Genomic DNA, 18,465 nt, shown 5'->3' on the forward strand with positions numbered 1-18,465 from the left:
TCGGTGCCGCCCCGTTCGTCGTGTGCGGGGTGGCCGGCACCACTACCCGTGGGTACGGACAGGCCCGCGCGGCGCCGCGCGGATGGTGGAAGGATCGGGGGCGTAGGGCCACCACCACGTCACGAGGAGAACACCGTGCCCATCGCAACGCCCGAGGTCTACGCCGACATGCTCGACCGGGCCAAGAACGGCTCGTTCGCCTACCCGGCCATCAACATCACGTCGAGCTCGACGATCACGGCCGCGATCCGCGGGTTCGCCGAGGCCGGCTCCGACGGCATCATCCAGGTCTCGACCGGTGGCGGCGAGTACGCGTCCGGCTCGACCGTCAAGGACATGGTCACCGGCGCCAAGGCGCTCGCCGCCTACGCCGAGGAGGTCGCGAAGAACTACCCGGTCAACATCGCGCTGCACACCGACCACTGCCCGAAGGACAAGCTCGACTCCTTCGTCCGTCCGCTGCTCGCCGCGTCGGCCGAGCGCGTCAAGGCCGGGGGCCTGCCGATCTTCCAGTCGCACATGTGGGACGGCTCGGCCGTGCCGCTCGACGAGAACCTGCGCATCGCCGAGGACCTCCTCGCGCAGTGCAAGGCCGCGAAGGTCATCCTCGAGATCGAGGTCGGCGTCGTCGGCGGCGAGGAGGACGGTGTCGAGAACGCCATCAACGACAAGCTGTACTCCACCCCGGACGACGCGGTCGCCACCGTGCGCGCGCTCGGCTCGGGCGAGAACGGCTACTACATGACCGCGCTGACCTTCGGCAACGTGCACGGCGTCTACAAGCCGGGCAACGTCAAGCTGCGCCCCGAGGTCCTCAAGGCCGCCCAGGAGGCCGCCGCCTCCGAGCTCGGCCTCGACGCCGGCAGCAAGCCGTTCCACCTCGTCTTCCACGGCGGCTCGGGCTCGCTCCCGCAGGAGATCTCGGACGCGGTCGACTACGGCGTCGTCAAGATGAACGTCGACACCGACACGCAGTACGCCTACACCCGCCCGGTCGCCGACTGGATGCTGCGCCACTACGACGGCGTCCTCAAGATCGACGGCGAGGTCGGCAACAAGAAGCAGTACGACCCCCGCGCGTGGGGCAAGGAGGCCGAGGCCGGGATGGCGCAGCGCGTCGTCGAGGCCTGCCAGAACCTCCGCTCCGCCGGGACCCACCAGGGCTGAGCCTGCACCCGCTGCAGCACCCGCACCTCCCTCCTTGCGGTTCACCCCGTCGAGTGAGCAGAACACGCCGTCCGGACCCTCGTCCGGGCGGCGTGTCCTGTTCACTCGACGGGTGGGTGGGCCCCTCGGACGGCGGACGGGGGCGGCTAGCGTGGGGTCATGAGCACGAGCGACCTCCTCGGCATCCCGCCGACCCACCTGCCCGACGACCCCGCGGCCCGGCCGCTCGAGGACGGGGTCGCCCCGGACCAGGTGGCCGCCGCCCACCCCGCCTCGTCCCTCGCGTGGGCGGTGCTCGCCGAGGACGCCCTCGCCGACGACCGCGTCGTCGAGGCCTACGCGTACGCGCGTACCGGCTACCACCGCGGCCTCGACGCGCTGCGGCGCAGCGGGTGGCGCGGCCAGGGACCGGTGCCGTGGGAGCACGAGGCCAACCGTGGCTTCCTCCGCGCGCTCGCCGCGCTGGCGAAGGCGGCCGGTGCCATCGGCGAGGAGGAGGAGCGGCATCGCTGCGCCGAGTTCCTGCGGGCCTCGAGCGCGACCGGGGCGCGCGAGCTCGGGCTCTGAGGCACCGGCCGGCCCTGCCCGGTCCCGTCGCGGACCGGACGAGGGCCCGGCTGTCGTCGACAGTCGGGCCCTGCCCGCCGCCGAGTCGCACCACCGGGTGCTGCGCGCCCCGCTCTCGCACGGAACGCTCGTCGCCCGGTGGTCCCCTGCGTCCTCGGCTGCGCCCGTCCATCGTGCCCGGTCGGTCGTGTGACGTGCGACACTAGGCGGCCAGTGGCAGCAAACGGCCACGTCAGGGGCGCGCAGGGGTGTGCGCGGATCGTCGGGGGGCACCGTGGTCGACCACGAGGACGGCAGGATGATGCTCCTGCTCGAGGAGCACCTGCGGCGCGAGCGCGAGCGCACCGAGTCGCGCCAGCGCGAGCTCGACGAGGCGGCCGGGTTGCTCGCCGAGGTCACCTCGCGCTCGCTCGGCGCGCTGGACATGCGGGTCGAGCCGCTCGCCGGGTCGGTGTCGCCGGCCGTCGTCAACCACCTCCTGCGCGAGAGCCGCGGGATGGTCCGCAACTTCGTGCTGACCGTGGAGCGCGGGCCGGCACTCGACGAGTCGACGGTGCGGGCCAACCGCGAGCGCATCGAGCGGGGCGACACGCAGCGGGCCATCTACCCGGCGGACGTCCTGACGACGCTCGCCGGCCAGCGCTGGCTCGGGGTGTGGGCCGAGGCCGGCGAGGACCAGCGGCTGCTGCCGGCGACCGCGACCGAGTTCGCCGTCTTCGGGGAGAGCGCGGTCGTCGCGCTCGGTGGCTGGGACGACCCGGACTCGGGGTACGTGCTGCTGCGCGACCCCCTCGTCGTGCGCCTCTACACGGACTACTTCGACCTCGCGTGGCGGTACGCCTCGCCGGTGCCCAGGGGCGGGGCTTCCGGGGGTGACGACGACCCCCGGCTCGTCGAGCTGCTCGGGCTCGGCATCAAGGACGAGGCCATCGCCCGTCACCTCGGGGTGAGCCTGCGGACGGTCCGTCGCCGGGTGTCGCGGCTCATGGCCGTCAACGGGGTCGACTCACGCTTCCAGCTGGGGTGGGTGCTCGCCGGGCGGCGCCGCTGACCGCCCGGCCACCGCGTCGCGGTAGGGTGGGGTGGACGAGGCCCCGGCGCGATCCGCGAGGGGCCTTCTCCGCGCCGGGGCACGGCCGTCCCGGACGCACCACGTGTCGGAAGGAGCCGGGATGCCGGCGATCGTGCTGGTCGGAGCCCAGTGGGGCGACGAGGGCAAGGGCAAGGCGACCGACCTCATGGGCACCGACGTCGACTACGTCGTGAAGTTCAACGGGGGCAACAACGCGGGCCACACGGTGGTCATCGCGGGCGAGGACGGGACGCGCGAGAAGTACGCGCTGCACCTGCTGCCGTCGGGCATCCTCACGCCGACGGTCACCCCGGTCATCGGCAACGGCGTCGTCATCGACCTCGAGGTGCTCTTCCAGGAGCTCGACGGGCTCGAGGCGCGCGGGGTCGACACCTCCAAGCTCGTCGTGTCGTCCAACGCCCACGTCATCGCGCCGTACAACCGGACGCTCGACAAGGTGACCGAGCGCTTCCTCGGCAAGCGGAAGATCGGCACGACCGGGCGCGGCATCGGCCCGACGTACGCCGACAAGATGAACCGCATCGGCATCCGCGTCCAGGACCTGTTCGACGAGGGCATCCTGCGCCAGAAGGTCGAGGCCGCCCTGGGGTTCAAGAACCAGGTGCTCGTGAAGATCTACAACACGCGCGCCGTCGACGTCGACCTCGTCGTCGAGGAGCTGCTCGGGTACGCCGAGCGGCTGCGGCCGATGGTCGCCGACACCACGCTCGTCCTCGAGAAGGCGCTCGACGCGGGCGCGAACGTGCTGCTCGAGGCCGGCCAGGCGACGCTGCTCGACGTCGACCACGGCACCTACCCGTTCGTCACCTCGTCGTCGGCGACCGCCGGGGGCGCGTGCACCGGCTCCGGCATCCCGCCGACGCGGGTGTCTCGCGTCATCGCGATCCTCAAGGCGTACACGACGCGCGTCGGCGAGGGTCCCTTCCCGACCGAGCTGTTCGACGACGACGGTGAGACGCTGCGCAAGACCGGCGCCGAGTACGGCACGACGACCGGCCGGCCGCGGCGCTGCGGGTGGGTCGACACCGTCATCGGTCGCTACGCCACGCGCGTCAACGGGGTGACCGACTTCGTCATCACCAAGCTCGACGTGCTCACCGGGTTCGAGCAGGTGCCGGTGTGTGTGGCCTACGAGGTCGACGGTGTGCGGCACGACGAGATGCCGGTGTCGCAGAGCGACTTCCATCACGCGAAGCCGGTGTACGAGATGCTCGACGGCTGGTGGGAGGACATCTCGGGGTGCCGGACCTTCGAGGAGCTGCCGGAGGCGGCGCAGCGCTACGTGCTGCGCGTCGAGGAGCTCATCGGGGCGCGGGTGTCGGCGATCGGTGTCGGCCCCGGGCGGCACGAGATCATCCAGCGGCACGCCCTCCTGGACTGAGCGCCACCGGGTCGGCCCGACGACGCCCCCTCCCGCCCCGCGCGGCCGAGGGGGCGCCGTCGTCTGCGGCCCGGCCGAGGGGACGGCGGGTCGGGTGAGGGGGCGGCGGGCCGGGTGAGGGGAGCGGCGGGCCGGAGCAATGGTGTGCTCTCCCGGCCTACATGCGCCGCGAAAGGTTTCCCTTCCACCCGGCAAGGTTTCCCTTGCGCCCGGCAAGGTTTCCCTTCCACGAGCAAGCACCTGGCTGGAGCGGCCGCCGGGCCGACCTGATCTTGCCGTGCCGTCGTCCCATCGTCCTGCCGGGGTGCTGTGGCGGGTCGGTAGGGCGAGATCGGGGCGGCAGGGCCAGGTCAGGGCGGCTCGGCGGGGCTCCCTTGCGACGGGAAGGGTTCCCTTGCCGGGTGAAAGGAAAACGTTGCGAGGTGAAGGGAAACCTTGCCGGGTGGAAGGTAAACCTTTCGGGGCGCATGGAGGCTGGGAGAGCACACCATCCCGGCCCGGGGCCAGGGCCGGACGTCAGGCGGGGCGCAGGACGTGCATCCGGTGGGCCGCCCGGGTCAGGACGACGTAGAGCACGCGCACCCCGCCCGGCGACTCCTCGGTGATCGCGTCGGGGTCGAGGACGACCGTCGCGTCCCACTCCAGGCCCTTGGTCGACAGCGGGTCGATGACCTGCACCCGCCCCTCACCGGCCCCGTCGAGCACGGCCGCCCGCTGCGCCCACCGCTGCGGCGCGATGACGGCGATCGACCCGTCGACCTCTCCGAGCAGCGTCTCCACCGCCCCGCGCGCTTCGTCCACCAGCGACTCCGCCACCACGCGGTCCACCGGCCGCACCCCGGTCTCGCGCACGGCGTCGGGGATGTCGGCGTCCGGCACGAGCGGCAGGATGACGTCGCGCGCGTGGTCGAAGATCTCGCGGGCGTTGCGGTAGTTCGTGTCCATGTGGAACATCCGGCGCTCCAGCCCGGCGAAGGCCTCCTCGCGCGCCCGCCCGGCCTCGGCGAGGTCCGGCCACGACGCCTGCGCCGCGTCACCCACCACGGTCCACGACGCGGTGCGGCCCCGCCGCGCCACCATCCGCCACTGCATCGGCGAGAGGTCCTGCGCCTCGTCGACGAGCACGTGCGCGTACGCCGCGGCCCGCTCGATGCGGCCCGCCATCAGCCGCGCCCGTGCGTCGCCCGGCGCGAGCACCGCCCGGGTGTCGGTGCGCGGCGCGCGCCCGAGCCCGACGCGCACGTCCTGCACGCCGTACGACTGCAGGTCGTCGAGCTCCTCGATGTCGTAGAACCCCTGCTCCTCGCGAGACACCTCGGGCAGCGCCCCGAGCCGCGCGAGCAGGTCGTCGACGAGCGGCACGTCGGCCACGGACCACTCTCCGGTCGCGACGGCCTCGCGGTAGGACGCCGCGAGCGCGGCCGCGTCGCCCTGCGACAGCACCCCGCGCCCGACCCGGTAGGCGTGCTCGGTGTCGGTCAGCGTCAGCAGCACCTCGCGCGGGTCGAGCGGGCGCCACCACGCGGCGACGAACTCGTCGACCGCGCGAGAGCCCTCGAAGGCGCCGAGGAAGTCCGAGCGCTCGCCCTGGCGCACCGTGCGCCACGCGGCCTCGGCCAGCGCGGCCCGCGCGGCGGCGGCCCCGAGGTTGTGCTGGTGGGTGCGCAGCACCTCCGAGCGCACCCGGCGCAGGGCCTCCTCGTCGAGCCGGACGGCGTGCCCGGCGACGAACGCACGGAACGTGGTCGGCGCACCGACCGGCGCCCGCGAGGCCAGCCGACCCAGCACCCGCCGGATCCGCAGCGACCCCTTGACCGCCGCGACCTCGGGGGAGTCCAGCCGCACGGCCGTCATCCCGTCGACGACGTCACCGAGCGCGCGCAGCGCCACCGACTCCTCACCGAGGGAGGGCAGCACCCGCTCGATGTACGCCGTGTACGCCGACGACGGCCCGATGACGAGGATCCCGCCGTGCTCGAAGCGCCGCCGCTCGGCGTAGAGGAGGTACGCCGCCCGGTGCAGCGCGACGACGGTCTTGCCCGTGCCGGGGCCGCCGGTGATCTCGGTGACGCCGCGGGAGGGGGCGCGGATGGCCTCGTCCTGGTGGCGCTGGATGGTCGCGACGATGTCGCGCATCTGCCGGCCGCGGCTGCGGGTCAGGGCGGCCATCAGCGCGCCGTCGCCGACGACGACGATGTCGTCCGGCGCCTCGGGGACCATGAGGTCGTCCTCGACCCCGACGACCTGCGCGCCGCGGCAGCGCAGCACCCGCCGGCGCACGACGCCCATCGGGTCGACCGGCGTCGCCCGGTAGAACGCCGCGGCGGCCGGGGCCCGCCAGTCGACGACGAGGGGCTCGTAGTCGTCGTCGCGCACGCCGAGCCGACCGATGTGCCGGACCTCGCGCTCGGCGGCGGTCGACTCCTCGGTGCCGAGGTCGAGTCGGCCGAAGACGAGGCCCTCGTACTGCGTGTCGATCATCGCCCGGCGGCGTGCGGCCGCGAAGACGAGGGCGTCGCGCTCGAAGAGCCCGGTCAGCTCCTCGTCGCGCACGTCGCCGGTCCGGTCGGTCCGGCCGCGGGCCATCCCGTCGGCCTCGACGTCGCGGGCGCGCCCGCTCGCCTTCTCGAGCTCGGCGTAGACGCGGTCGACGTGCGCCTGCTCGGTCGCGATCTCGCGCTCGACGTCGGGGGAGGCCTCGGGCTGGCCCGGGTGGTGCGTGGTCACGGAGCCGCGGTCTCCTCGCAGGTTCGGCTGGGCACGGAACTCACCAGTCTAGCCGCGTCACCAGCGCGGACGCCCCGCGCCGCCCGGGCGCCGGTCGCCCGTGCGCGGCGCAGCCCCCGGCCCCTAGGCTGGCTGCCCGTGAAGGTCCTCGTCATCGGCTCCGGTGCCCGCGAGCACGCCATCGTCCGCGCGCTGTCGCTCGACCCCGCGCTCGACGCGGTCGTCGCCGCGCCGGGCAACCCCGGCATCGAGGCGGTGGCCCTCTGCGAGCCGCTGCCGGGCGGGGTCACCGACGTCGACGGCATCCTCGAGGTCGCCCGGCGCCACGAGGTCGGCCTCGTCGTCGTCGGCCCCGAGGCGCCCCTCGTCGACGGTGTCGCCGACGCGGTCCGCGCCGCCGGCATCCCGTGCTTCGGGCCCTCGGCGGCCGCCGCGCGTCTCGAGGGCAGCAAGGCGTACGCCAAGGAGGTGATGTCGGCCGCCGACGTCCCGACGGCGATGGCCCACGTCTGCACGAGCGAGGCCGAGCTCGCCGACGCCCTCGACGCGCTCGGCGCCCCGCACGTCGTCAAGGACGACGGCCTCGCGGCCGGCAAGGGTGTCGTCGTCACCGACGACCGGGCCGAGGCGCTCGCGCACGGGCTCGCCTGCCTCGCCAAGGACGACGGCCGCGTCGTCGTCGAGGAGTTCCTCGACGGGCCCGAGGTCTCCCTCTTCTGCCTCTGCGACGGCGAGACCGTGGTCCCGCTGACGCCCGCGCAGGACTTCAAGCGCATCGGCGACGGCGACACGGGCCCGAACACCGGCGGGATGGGCGCCTACAGCCCGCTCGACTGGGCGCCGGACGGCCTCGTCGACGACGTCGTCGCCCGTATCTCGCAGCCGGTCGTCGACGAGATGGCCCGCCGCGGCGCCCCGTTCGTCGGCGTCCTCTACGTCGGCCTCGCGCTGACCCGCCGCGGCCCGCGCGTCATCGAGTTCAACGTCCGCTTCGGCGACCCCGAGACGCAGGTCGTCCTCGACCGCCTGCGCACGCCGCTGGCCCAGGTGCTGCTGGCCGCAGCCGAGGGTCGTCTCGCGCAGGCCGAACCGCTGCGGTGGTCGGACGAGCACGCCGTCACGGTCGTCGTCGCGGCCGACGGCTACCCCGGCACGCCGCGCACCGGCGACCCGCTGGACGGCCTCGACGCCGTGCCCGGCGACCCCGACGCCTACGTCCTGCACGCCGGCACCGCGCGCGACGCCGACGGCGTCCTCGTCTCCGCCGGCGGGCGCGTCCTCTCGGTGGTCGCCCGGGGAGCGGACCTCGCGCAGGCCCGCGAGCGGGTCTACGCCGCCGTCGACGCCGTGCGGCTCGACGGCGCGCAGCACCGTCTCGACATCGCCGAGAAGGCGCAGCGCGGCGAGGTCACCGTCCCCGCCTGATCCGTCCCGGCGCCGCGCCCCGCGACCGACTCAGGCCGTGAGTGCCGCCTGCGCGTCGGCGAGGTGGTCGAGGTCGTGCAGGTCGAGGACCTGGAGGTAGAGGCGGCTCGCGCCGGCCTCGGCGAGCCGGCCGGCCCGCTCGCGGACCTCCTCGGGCGTGCCCGCGAGGCCGTTGGCCCGCAGCTCGGCGACGTCGCGCCCCATGGCGTCGGCGCGCCGGCGCAGGGTCGCCTCGTCCTTGCCGACGCAGAGCACCTGGGCCGCGCTGTGGACGAGGCTCAGCGGGTCGCGGCCGTGCTCGTCGCAGACGGTGTCGACCCGGTCGAACAGCCGCGCGGTGTCGTCGACCGACGAGAACGGCACGTTGAACTCGGCGGCGTACCGGGCGGCCAGCGACGGCGTCCGCCGCTTCCCCGAGCCGCCGACGACGATCGGCACGCCGCCGGGCTGGGTCGTGCGCACGAGCGCCGGGTGCCCGCTCACCGGGTAGTTCGAGCCGTCGTGGTCGTACTCCGAGCCCTCCGGCGCCGACCACATCCCGGTGATGACGGCCAGCTGCTCCTCGAGCCGGTCGAAGCGCTCCTTGAGCGGCGGGAACGGGATGCCGAAGGCGCGGTGCTCGGCCGCGAACCAGCCGGCGCCGAGCCCGAGCTCGACCCGGCCGCCGCTCATCTGGTCGACCCCGGCGACCGTGACGGCCAGCGGGCCGGGGAGCCGGAAGGTCGCCGACGTGACGAGCGTCCCGAGCCGGATGCGCGAGGTGTCGCGGGCCAGGCCCGCGAGCGTCGTCCAGGCGTCCGTCGGGCCCGGGCGGCCGTCGCCGGACATGTGCAGGTAGTGGTCGGACCGGAAGAAGGCGTCGTACCCGAGGTCCTCGGCCGCGCGGGCCACCGCGAGGAGGTCGTCGTACGTGGCGCCCTGCTGGGGCTCGGTGAAGATGCGCAGGTCCATGGGCCCACGCTACGCAGGTGCGGTCGCCCCGTCCCGACGGCTCCCGCGCACCCGGCCGGCCCCGGCGGCGACGAGCAGCGCGACGAGCGCGCCGACGGCCATCAGCCCGGCGAACCGGGGCCCGTCCATCCCCGGCCCGAACCACGCGACGACCCCGCCGACGAGCGCGGTCTGCAGGGCGACGCCGGTCGAGACGCCGAGGCCCTGGGCGGCGCTCGCCCGGCCGCGCTCGGCCTCGGGTGCGAGGGCGAGCAGCTCGGTCGACAGCACCGGCGAGAGGATGCCCATGCCGGTGGCGGCCGCGGCCCAGCCGACCATCCCGGCCGCGACCCCGACGACGTCGAGCGCCAGCAGCACCGGCCCCACCGACCCGACGGCGATGAGCAGCCCGCCGGCCCGGATGCGCGTCGCGGCGCTCGTGCGGGCCTGCACCCACGCCGTGCTGTTGAGCCACGACCCGGCCGCCCACAGCACGCCCGTCACCGACAGCGAGACGCCGGCGACGGCGGCGCTCACGTCGTGGGTCGTCACGAGCATGAGCGGGATGACCGAGCCGACGCCGGTGAACGCGGCGGAGGTGAGCATCCGCAGCCCGACGACGGCCGGCACGCCGGCGCGCAGCCGGGCGGTGCCGCTGGGGAGGGCCCGGGCGGCCGAGAGGACGACCACGAGACCGCCGGCGAGCACGGTCGCCAGCCCGGCCACCCGCGTGCTCGGGGACTGCAGGAGCGGCGCCGCGAAGGTCGTCACGGCCAGCCCGGCCGCGAGGGCGAAGGACGCCGCGAGCCGGGCGCCCGCGCCCTCGTCGGCGACCGCCGCCGGGGCGGGACGGTCGCCGCGCAGCGCCGGACGCAGCAGCCAGAGGGCGAACGGGACCACGAGCAGCGGACCGGCGAACACACAGCGCCAGCCGGCCAGCGACTCGACCCCGCCGGCGAACCCCGGACCCAGCAGCGACGGCAGGATCCAGGCTGCGGCGAACGACGCGAACACCTTGGCGCGCAACGACTCCGGCAGCGCCTGCGCGACGAGCACCATGAGCGTCGTGTCGATGAGCGCCTCGGCGACGCCCGACAGGGCGCGGCCACCGACGAAGACGACCATCGTCGGGGCGACCGCCGAGACGACCTGCGCGACCCCGAAGACGCCGATGCCCGCGAGGAGGACCGGCCGCGGGCCGAACCGGTCGGTCCAGCCGCCGGAGAGGGCCATCCCGACGGTGAACGTCACGAGCGAGGCGCCGGTGGAGGCGCCGAACAGCGCCCAGCCGTCGAGGTCGCGGACGACGACCGGCAGCACCGTCTGCACGGCGCGGTTCTCGAAGGCCGCGAGGGTCACGAGCGCGACGACGCCCACGACGACCGGCAGGTACCGGCGGTCGAGGAGCCGCTCGGGGGACGAGGAGCCGGGCCGTGGGGTGGTGGGGTGCGCGTCGGTCGTGGTCACCAGTGGAGCCTCACACCTCAAGTGCACTTTAGGTCAAGTCGGTATGGTCGAGGTGTGGACGGACACGACCTGCTGGCCATCGGCGAGGTGGCGGAGCGATCCGGCGTCAGCGTCGCGACGGTGCGCTTCTACGAGGAGAAGGGCCTGCTGACCTCGGTGCGCGACACCGCCAACCGGCGGCGCTTCGAGCGCCACGTGCTGCGGCGCATCGCCGTCGTGCGCGCCGGGCAGCGGTTCGGGCTGGGGCTCACCGAGATCGGCGAGGCGCTCGCCGCCCTCCCCGCGGACCGGGCGCCCACCAAGCGTGACTGGGAGCGCCTCTCGCGGCGCTGGCACGACGAGCTCACGGCGCGCATCGAGGCGATGGAACGGGTGCGCGACGGGCTGTCGTCGTGCATCGGCTGCGGCTGCCTCTCGCTGCGGTCCTGCCCCGTCTACAACCACGACGACGAGCTGGCGACCGAGGGGCCGGGGGCCCGCCGCTGGCCGGCCGCCGCCCGCGGCCACTGACGTCCGCCCCACGAACGACGAGGACGTGCCGGGCGGCCCGCCGGCCGCCCCGCCCGGCCGCCGCCGGGGGCGGAGGGGGGGGGGCGGCCCGCCCCCGGCGCCCACTCCCGCCCCCCCCCCCCCCCCCGAGGTGGGGCCGGGCGGCCTGCGGGCCGCCCGGCACGTCCTCGTCGGTGGACGGAGGGGGTGGTCAGGCCCCCATCGTCACGGCCTGCGCCTCCTCCTCGGAGTCGATGCGCTCGGCGCCGTGGCCGGGCTCGGCATCGACGCCGCGCACGAAGGAGTGGCCGGTCGAGAGCACCGCGACGGCGAGGACGACCGCGCCGGCGCCGACCCAGAAGGGGATGTGGACGGAGCGCTCGCCGAGCGTGCCGGCGAGCCACGGGGCCACCGCGCCACCGGCGAACCGGACGAAGCTGTAGGCGGCCGAGGCGACGCTGCGCTCGACGGGCGAGACCTTCATGACCGTCTCGGTGATGAGGGTGTTGTTGACGCCGAGGAAGCCGCCGGCGAGGACGACCATGACGACGAGCACGGTCTTGTCCTCGGTGAACACGGCCATCACCGCGAGGATGACCGCGAAGCCGAGCAGCGCGCCGACGATGCCGGCGAAGGTGCCGACGTGGCGCTGCACCCAGGGGGCGACGACGACGGAGGTCAGCGCGAGCAGCAGGCCCCAGCCGAAGAACACCAGGCCGGTGCCGTGCGCCGACATGTCGAGCGGGAACGGCGTGAAGGCCAGCAGGGTGAAGAAGCCGAAGTTGTAGAGCAGCGCGGTGAGGCCGACGGTGAGCAGCCCGCGGTGGCCGAGGGCGCGCAGCGGGGCGCTGAGCGGCGTCGGGTGCGGCTTCTCGTTCGCCGCGGGGAGGGTGACCCACGTGGCGACGAGGGCGATGAGCATCAGCGCGCTGACGCCGAAGAACGGCCCGCGCCAGGAGATCCCGCCGAGCGCGCCACCGACGAGCGGGCCGGCGGCGATGCCGAGGCCGAGCGCGGCCTCGTAGAGGATGATCGCCTGCGCGACCGAGCCGCGGGCGGCGTTGACGATCGTCGCGAGCGCGGTGGCGATGAACAGGGCGTTGCCGAGGCCCCAGACGGCGCGGAAGCCGACGATGCCGTTGACGCTGTCCTGCATCCCGGCGAGGCCGGCGCCGACGATGATGATGGCGAGGCCGATGAGCAGGGTGCGCTTGGCGCCGATCCGGCTCGAGATGAAGCCGGTGATGAGCATCGCGAGGCCCATGACGGCCATGTAGCTCGTGAAGAGCAGGGAGACCTGGGACGGGGTGGCCCCCAGGTCGTCGGCGATCGGCTTGAGGATGGGGTCGACGAGGCCGATCCCCATGAAGGCGACGACGCAGGCGAACGCCACGCTCCAGACGGTCTTCGGTTGGCGCCACATGGGCAGGGGTTCCTCTCGGTCGGGGTCAGGAGCCGGCGCGGCCGGGCTCGCGGACGGGGGTGGTGCGGGTCGCCTCGAGCAGCTCGGTGAGGACGGCGGTGGCCGTCCGGAGCCGCTCGGGGTCGGCGTCCAGCTGCTCGAGGACCGGGCGCAGGGCCGCGGCGCGGGCGCGCCGGGCGGTGGCCAGGGCGTCGTGACCCGCGGCGGTGAGGGACACGAGGGTGGCCCGGCCGTCGGCCGGGTCGGGGGTGCGGTGGGCCCATCCGGTGGCCTCCAGGCGCTGGACCTGGGTGGTCATCGTCGGCTGGCTCGTGGCGTCGGCCTCGGCGAGCGCGGTGATCCGCGCCGGGCCGAGCTCCTCGAGGAGGGACAGCACGCGGGCCTGGGCCCACGGGATCTCGAGGTCGGCGTGCCGGCTGGCCCACCGGGAGAGCCCGGCGGCCGAGCGGAGCAGCTCGATGGCGAGGTCGTCCGTGTGCACCCGGCTACTTTACATAGTTAACCTATTTAAATCAAGCCGCGAAGGCGTTGGCCCGGAGAACCCTGCGCCTCACCCGGGAACGGTTGTCGGGGACAGCGCGCGCGTATCGGGTCACCCGATACGCGCGTGACGCGTGGGGTGGGGGGCGGCGGGCGCAGCGGTGGAGGGGCGACGCGGCGCGGTCGCGGGGCTGGAAGGATGGGCCCATGGCCGACGCCTCGACGCCCACGCCCGACGCCGCCCCCGTCCTCGACGGCTACGCCCACGTCTACTCGGGCAAGGTGCGCGACCTCTACGCCCCGCTCGACGACGCCGGCGCCCCGCGCGAGGACCTCCTGCTCCTCGTCGCCTCCGACCGCATCTCGGCCTTCGACTTCGTCCTCGAGACCCCCGTGCCCGACAAGGGCGAGGTGCTCACCCGGATGTCGCTGTGGTGGTTCGAGCAGCTGGCCGACCTCGTCCCCAACCACGTCGTCTCCACCGACGTGCCGGCCGCCGTCGAGGGCCGCGCCGTGCTGGTCCGCCGCCTCGGGATGCTCCCCGTCGAGTGCGTGGCCCGCGCCTACCTCACCGGCGGCGGCCTGCGCGAGTACCGCGCCGACGGGACGGTCAGCGGCCTGCGCCTGCCCGAGGGCCTGACCGACGGCTCGCGCTTCCCGGAGCCGCTGTTCACGCCGTCGACGAAGGCCCCGAGCGGCCAGCACGACGAGCCGATGTCCTACGCCGAGGTCGAGGCCCTCGTCGGCCCGGGGCTCGCCGCGAAGTCCCGTGACCTCACGACCCGCATCCTCGCCCGGGGCAACGAGCTGGCGCAGGAGCGCGGCATCATCGTCGCCGACACCAAGGTCGAGTTCGGGGTCGAGGACGGCGAGCTGGTTCTCGCCGACGAGGTGCTCACCCCCGACTCCTCGCGCTTCTGGCCCGCCGACCAGTGGGAGCCCGGCCGCCCCCAGCCGAGCTTCGACAAGGAGTTCGTCCGCGAGTGGCTCCTGTCGCCCGCCAGCGGCTGGGACAAGGCGTCCGGCGACGCCCCGCCGCCGCTCCCGGACGACGTCCTGGAGCGGACCCGCGCCAAGTACGTCGAGGCCTACGAGCGCCTCACCGGCCGCTCGTTCTGACCCAGTCCGCGAACCGGCGCCCGTCGCGCGGCACGTCCGGACCCGGCAGCAGCCCCGTGCGCAGACCGGCGACGGGCACCGGCGGCCCGACCACGCGCACCCGACCGCCGTCGCGTGCCGCGACCGCCCGGGCCATCGTCGCCGCGTCGGTCTCGTCGGGCCCGGCCGGGTCGGCACGCGGCACCTGACGCCGAGGGATGGGGAGGGACGGTGCGGCCGCGCCCCGGCCCGCGCCGGTAGCCTGAACCCCGGCACACGCCACCCGCGCCCCACCCCCTCGGGAGACCCGCACCATGGTTCCGTCGCACGCCCCCGTGCTGACCACCGTCCCCGGGGGCGCCGCCCTCTCGACCTTCCGGGCCGCCGGCGTGCTCGCCCGGCTGCGCGTGGTCGCGCCGCAGGTCCGGGCGGTCTCGGCGCAGCACGTCCACTGGGTCGCGAGCACCGCGCCGCTCGACGACGCGACCCACGCCACCGTCACCCGGCTCCTCACCTACGGCGAGCCGTTCGCCGGCGTGGCCGAGGCGCCGCACGCCGCCCTCGTCGTCGTCGCCCCGCGCCTCGGGACGCTCTCGCCGTGGGCGTCCAAGGCCACCGACATCGCGCACAGCTGCGGGGTCGACGTGCGCCGCGTCGAGCGCGTCACCGAGTACCACCTGCTCGCCGACGAGCCGCTGACCGAGGACCAGTGGGCGCGCTGCGCCGACGTCCTCCACGACCGGATGACGGAGTCGGCCCTGCCGACGCGCGAGGCAGCCGCGGCGCTCTTCGACGAGCGCGAGGCCGAGCAGGTCGCCCACGTCGACGTCCTCGGCCGCGGCCGCGAGGCGCTCGAGGAGGCCGACCGCGACTTCGGGCTCGCGCTGTCGGACGACGAGGTCGACTACCTCGTCGAGGCGTTCACCGGGCTGCGTCGCAACCCGACCGACGTCGAGCTGATGATGTTCGCGCAGGCCAACTCCGAGCACTGCCGCCACAAGATCTTCAACGCCGACTTCGTCATCGACGGCGAGGCCCAGCCGCGCTCGCTCTTCGGGATGATCCGGCACACCGAGGAGGTCGCCGGGGCCGGCACCGTCGTGGCGTACAAGGACAACGCCTCGGTCATGGAGGGCGGCCCGCGCACGCGGTGGCTGCCCGAGCGGCCGGACGCCCCGAGCGCGTACCGCGGGCGCGACGGCGAGGTGCACGTCCTCATGAAGGTCGAGACGCACAACCACCCGACGGCGATCAGCCCGTTCCCCGGCGCGGCGACCGGTGCCGGCGGCGAGATCCGCGACGAGGGCGCGACCGGGCGCGGGTCGGCCCCCAAGGCCGGGCTCACCGGGTTCGCGGTCTCCAACCTCAACCTGCCCGGGACGCACGAGCCCTGGGAGGGTGCGGAGTACGGCGCCCCGGCGCACATCGCGAGCCCGCTCGACATCATGCTCGAGGGCCCGATCGGGGCGGCCGCGTTCAACAACGAGTTCGGCCGGCCCGGGCTCGGCGGCTTCTTCCGGGTCTACGAGCAGACGGTCGACGGCGTGCGCCGCGGCTTCCACAAGCCGATCATGAGCGCCGGCGGGATGGGCACGATCGACGCCGACCTCACCGAGAAGGTCGTCTTCCCCGCCGGCACGCTGCTCGTGCAGCTCGGCGGCCCGGGCATGCGGATCGGGATGGGCGGCGGCGCGGCGTCGTCGATGGCCGCCGGCGCCAACGCGGCCGACCTCGACTTCGACTCGGTGCAGCGCGGCAACCCCGAGATCGAGCGGCGCGCGCAGGAGGTCGTCAACCACTGCCGCAGCCTCGGCGCCGAGGGCAACCCCATCCTCGCGATCCACGACGTCGGGGCCGGCGGGCTCTCCAACGCCTTCCCCGAGCTCGTCGACGGCGCCGGCCTCGGGGCCCGCTTCGACCTGTCGGCCGTGCCGCTCGAGGAGTCGGGTCTCGCGCCGAAGGAGGTGTGGTGCAACGAGTCCCAGGAGCGGTACGTCGTCGCCATCGCCCCGGAGTCGCTGCCGGCCTTCGCCGCCCTCTGCGAGCGCGAGCGCTGTCCGCACGCCGTCGTCGGCGTCGCCCGCGACGACGGGCAGCTCGTCCTCGCCGACGGTCCCGACGACGTCGAGGGCGAGGAGCGGGCCATCGACATGCCGATGGAGACCCTGCTCGGCAAGCCGCCCCGGATGACCCGTGACGTCGCGCGCGTGCCGCGGGAGGGCGACGACCTCGACGTCGACGCGCTCGACCTGCGTGACTCGGCGTACGCGGTCCTGCGGCACCCGACCGTCGCGTCCAAGCGCTTTCTCGTGACGATCGCCGACCGCACCGTCGGCGGCCTCACCCACCGCGACCAGATGGTCGGCCCGTGGCAGGTGCCGGTGGCCGACGTCGCCGTCACCCTGGCCGACCACGTCGGATTCGCCGGCGAGGCGATGGCGAGCGGCGAGCGGATGCCGCTGGCCTCCGTCGACGCTCCCGCCTCGGGGCGGATGGCCGTCGGCGAGTCGCTGACCAACCTGCTCGCCGCCCCGGTGCCCGCGCTCTCGCGGGTCAAGCTGTCCTGCAACTGGATGGCCGCGTGCGGCGAGCCCGGCGAGGACGCCGCCCTCTACGACACCGTCCACGCCGTCGGCATGGAGCTGTGCCCGGCACTGGGCATCTCGGTGCCGGTCGGCAAGGACTCGCTCTCGATGCGCACCCGTTGGACCGACCACATGGGCGACGCCAAGCAGGTCACCTCGCCGGTGTCGCTCGTCGTCACGGCCTTCGCGTCGCTGGACGACGTCCGGGGCACCTGGACCCCGCAGCTGCGCGACGGGTCCGCCCTCGTGCTCGTCGACCTCGGCGCCGGCCGCGACCGCCTCGGCGGCTCGATCCTCGCGCAGGTGTCGGGTGCCTTCGGCCGCGAGGTCCCCGACCTCGACGACCCCCGGCGCCTGGTGTCGCTCGCCGCGGCCCTCACCGAGCTGCGAGAGCGCGGGCTCGTCACGGCGTACCACGACCGCTCGGACGGCGGCCTGTGGGCCGCGGTGTGCGAGATGGCCTTTGCCGGCGGCATGGGCCTCGACGTCGAGGCCGCGTCGGTCGCCGGGCTGTTCGCCGAGGAGCTCGGGGTCGTCCTCGGCGTGCCCGAGCGCGCCGTCCCCGAGGTCCTCGAGGTGCTCGGCGCCTACGGGCTCGCCGACCTCGCGTCCGTCTTCGGCCGCACCGTCAGCGAGCGCCGCGTCCGCGTGGCCGTCGACGGTGCGCGGGTGCTCGAGGAGCGCGTGCGGGACCTCGCCCAGGCGTGGGACGAGGTGTCGTGGCGGATGTCCGTGCTGCGTGACAACCCCGGTGCGGCGGACGAGGAGCACGCCGCGGTCGGCCGCGACGACGACCCCGGCCTCGTCGTCGCCCCGAGCTTCGACCCGACCGACGACGTCGCGCTGCCCTACCTCTCGACCGGCGTCCGCCCCAAGGTCGCCGTGCTGCGCGAGCAGGGCGTCAACAGCCACGTCGAGACCGCCTTCATGCTCGACGCCGCGGGCTTCGACGCCTACGACGTGCACATGACCGACCTCCAGTCGGGGCGCTTCGACCTCGCCGACGTCCAGGGCCTCGTCGCCGCGGGCGGCTTCTCGTACGGCGACACCCTCGGCGCCGGCGAGGGGTGGGCTCGCTCGGTCCTTTTCTCCGAGAGGCTGACCGAGCAGTTCCGGGACTTCTTCCACCGCGACGGCACCTTCGGGCTCGGCATCTGCAACGGCTGCCAGATGTTCGCCGCGCTCGCCGACCTCGTCCCGGGCGCCGAGGCGTGGCCGCGGTTCACGCGCAACCGGTCCGAGCAGTACGAGGCGCGGCTGACGCAGGTCGAGGTGCTCGAGAGCCCGTCGGTCCTCATGGCCGGGATGGCCGGCAGCCGCCTCCCCATCGCCGTCGCGCACGGCGAGGGCTTCGCGAACTTCTCGGCCCGCGGCGACCTCGGCTCGGTGCACCAGGTGGCGCGCTTCGTCGACCACCACGGCGCGCCGGCGACGAAGCATCCGTTCAACCCGAACGGGTCGCCCGGCGGGCTGACGGCGGTGACGACGACGGACGGCCGGTTCACCGCGATGATGCCGCACCCCGAGCGGGTGTCACGCAACGTCCAGATGTCGTGGACGAGCGGTGACGTCGACGACGAGAGCCCGTGGCTGAGGATGTTCCGCAACGCACGCGTCTTCGCGGGCTGACCGG

General features: G+C 74.6%; 14 protein-coding genes. 8 read left to right on the forward strand and 6 right to left on the reverse strand.

Annotation, left to right across the window (positions count from 1 at the left end):
• Positions 1–135: 135 nt before the first annotated feature.
• From fbaA to KMZ30_RS14170, 4 genes are all read left to right on the forward strand, one after another.
• A complete protein-coding gene (gene fbaA / locus KMZ30_RS14155; RefSeq protein WP_215513012.1) occupies positions 136–1,167 on the forward strand; it encodes a class II fructose-bisphosphate aldolase in 1,032 nt (343 codons plus the stop codon).
• A gap of 159 nt (positions 1,168–1,326) precedes the next feature.
• Positions 1,327–1,734 (forward strand): DUF3151 domain-containing protein, encoded by a 408-nt coding sequence (locus KMZ30_RS14160; RefSeq protein ID WP_215513011.1) that lies wholly within the window; start codon positions 1,327–1,329, stop codon positions 1,732–1,734.
• A gap of 298 nt (positions 1,735–2,032) precedes the next feature.
• Complete coding sequence (locus KMZ30_RS14165; RefSeq protein WP_215513010.1) at positions 2,033–2,785, forward strand: helix-turn-helix domain-containing protein; 753 nt, start codon at positions 2,033–2,035, stop codon at positions 2,783–2,785.
• 121 nt (positions 2,786–2,906) lie between these two features.
• Positions 2,907–4,208, forward strand: a complete 1,302-nt coding sequence (locus KMZ30_RS14170; protein ID WP_030526428.1) for an adenylosuccinate synthase — start codon at positions 2,907–2,909, stop codon at positions 4,206–4,208.
• A gap of 516 nt (positions 4,209–4,724) precedes the next feature.
• Here KMZ30_RS14170 and KMZ30_RS14175 read toward each other — a convergent pair.
• The gene (locus tag KMZ30_RS14175; protein ID WP_215520049.1) at positions 4,725–6,935 is read right to left on the reverse strand and encodes a HelD family protein; all 2,211 of its coding nucleotides are present in this window, start codon (positions 6,933–6,935) and stop codon (positions 4,725–4,727) included.
• A 138-nt stretch (positions 6,936–7,073) separates the two neighbouring features.
• Between KMZ30_RS14175 and purD the strand changes: the two genes are divergently transcribed.
• Entirely contained in the window at positions 7,074–8,360 is a 1,287-nt protein-coding gene (purD, locus tag KMZ30_RS14180; protein WP_215513008.1) for a phosphoribosylamine--glycine ligase, read from the forward strand.
• A 30-nt stretch (positions 8,361–8,390) separates the two neighbouring features.
• Here the strand turns inward: purD and KMZ30_RS14185 are convergent, their stop codons facing one another.
• Complete coding sequence (locus tag KMZ30_RS14185; protein ID WP_215513007.1) at positions 8,391–9,311, reverse strand: LLM class F420-dependent oxidoreductase; 921 nt, start codon at positions 9,309–9,311, stop codon at positions 8,391–8,393.
• Positions 9,312–9,320: 9 nt separating this feature from the next.
• The gene (locus KMZ30_RS14190) at positions 9,321–10,757 is read right to left on the reverse strand and encodes an MFS transporter (protein WP_215513006.1); all 1,437 of its coding nucleotides are present in this window, start codon (positions 10,755–10,757) and stop codon (positions 9,321–9,323) included.
• A gap of 54 nt (positions 10,758–10,811) precedes the next feature.
• On the opposite strand from KMZ30_RS14190, the gene soxR reads away from it, so the two are divergent.
• Positions 10,812–11,267: a redox-sensitive transcriptional activator SoxR gene (gene soxR, locus KMZ30_RS14195; RefSeq protein WP_030526433.1), complete on the forward strand. Its 456-nt coding sequence runs from the start codon at positions 10,812–10,814 to the stop codon at positions 11,265–11,267.
• 190 nt (positions 11,268–11,457) lie between these two features.
• Here the strand turns inward: soxR and KMZ30_RS14200 are convergent, their stop codons facing one another.
• Both KMZ30_RS14200 and KMZ30_RS14205 read right to left on the reverse strand, forming a co-directional pair.
• Positions 11,458–12,669 (reverse strand): MFS transporter, encoded by a 1,212-nt coding sequence (locus KMZ30_RS14200; protein WP_215513004.1) that lies wholly within the window; start codon positions 12,667–12,669, stop codon positions 11,458–11,460.
• Positions 12,670–12,694: 25 nt separating this feature from the next.
• The gene (locus tag KMZ30_RS14205; protein WP_215513003.1) at positions 12,695–13,150 is read right to left on the reverse strand and encodes a MarR family winged helix-turn-helix transcriptional regulator; all 456 of its coding nucleotides are present in this window, start codon (positions 13,148–13,150) and stop codon (positions 12,695–12,697) included.
• A gap of 206 nt (positions 13,151–13,356) precedes the next feature.
• Between KMZ30_RS14205 and KMZ30_RS14210 the strand changes: the two genes are divergently transcribed.
• Complete coding sequence (locus tag KMZ30_RS14210; RefSeq protein ID WP_215513002.1) at positions 13,357–14,268, forward strand: phosphoribosylaminoimidazolesuccinocarboxamide synthase; 912 nt, start codon at positions 13,357–13,359, stop codon at positions 14,266–14,268.
• On the opposite strand, the gene KMZ30_RS14215 is transcribed toward KMZ30_RS14210, so the two are convergent.
• The gene (locus KMZ30_RS14215; RefSeq protein WP_215513001.1) at positions 14,249–14,452 is read right to left on the reverse strand and encodes a hypothetical protein; all 204 of its coding nucleotides are present in this window, start codon (positions 14,450–14,452) and stop codon (positions 14,249–14,251) included. The genes KMZ30_RS14210 and KMZ30_RS14215 overlap by 20 nt on opposite strands.
• A gap of 109 nt (positions 14,453–14,561) precedes the next feature.
• Between KMZ30_RS14215 and purL the strand changes: the two genes are divergently transcribed.
• Positions 14,562–18,461, forward strand: coding sequence for a phosphoribosylformylglycinamidine synthase (gene purL / locus KMZ30_RS14220; RefSeq protein WP_215513000.1), 3,900 nt, complete (start codon positions 14,562–14,564; stop codon positions 18,459–18,461).
• The last annotated feature ends 4 nt before the right edge of the window (positions 18,462–18,465 follow it).

Source organism: Phycicoccus mangrovi, from assembly GCF_018729305.1.
GTDB classification, from domain to species: domain Bacteria; phylum Actinomycetota; class Actinomycetes; order Actinomycetales; family Dermatophilaceae; genus Phycicoccus; species Phycicoccus jejuensis.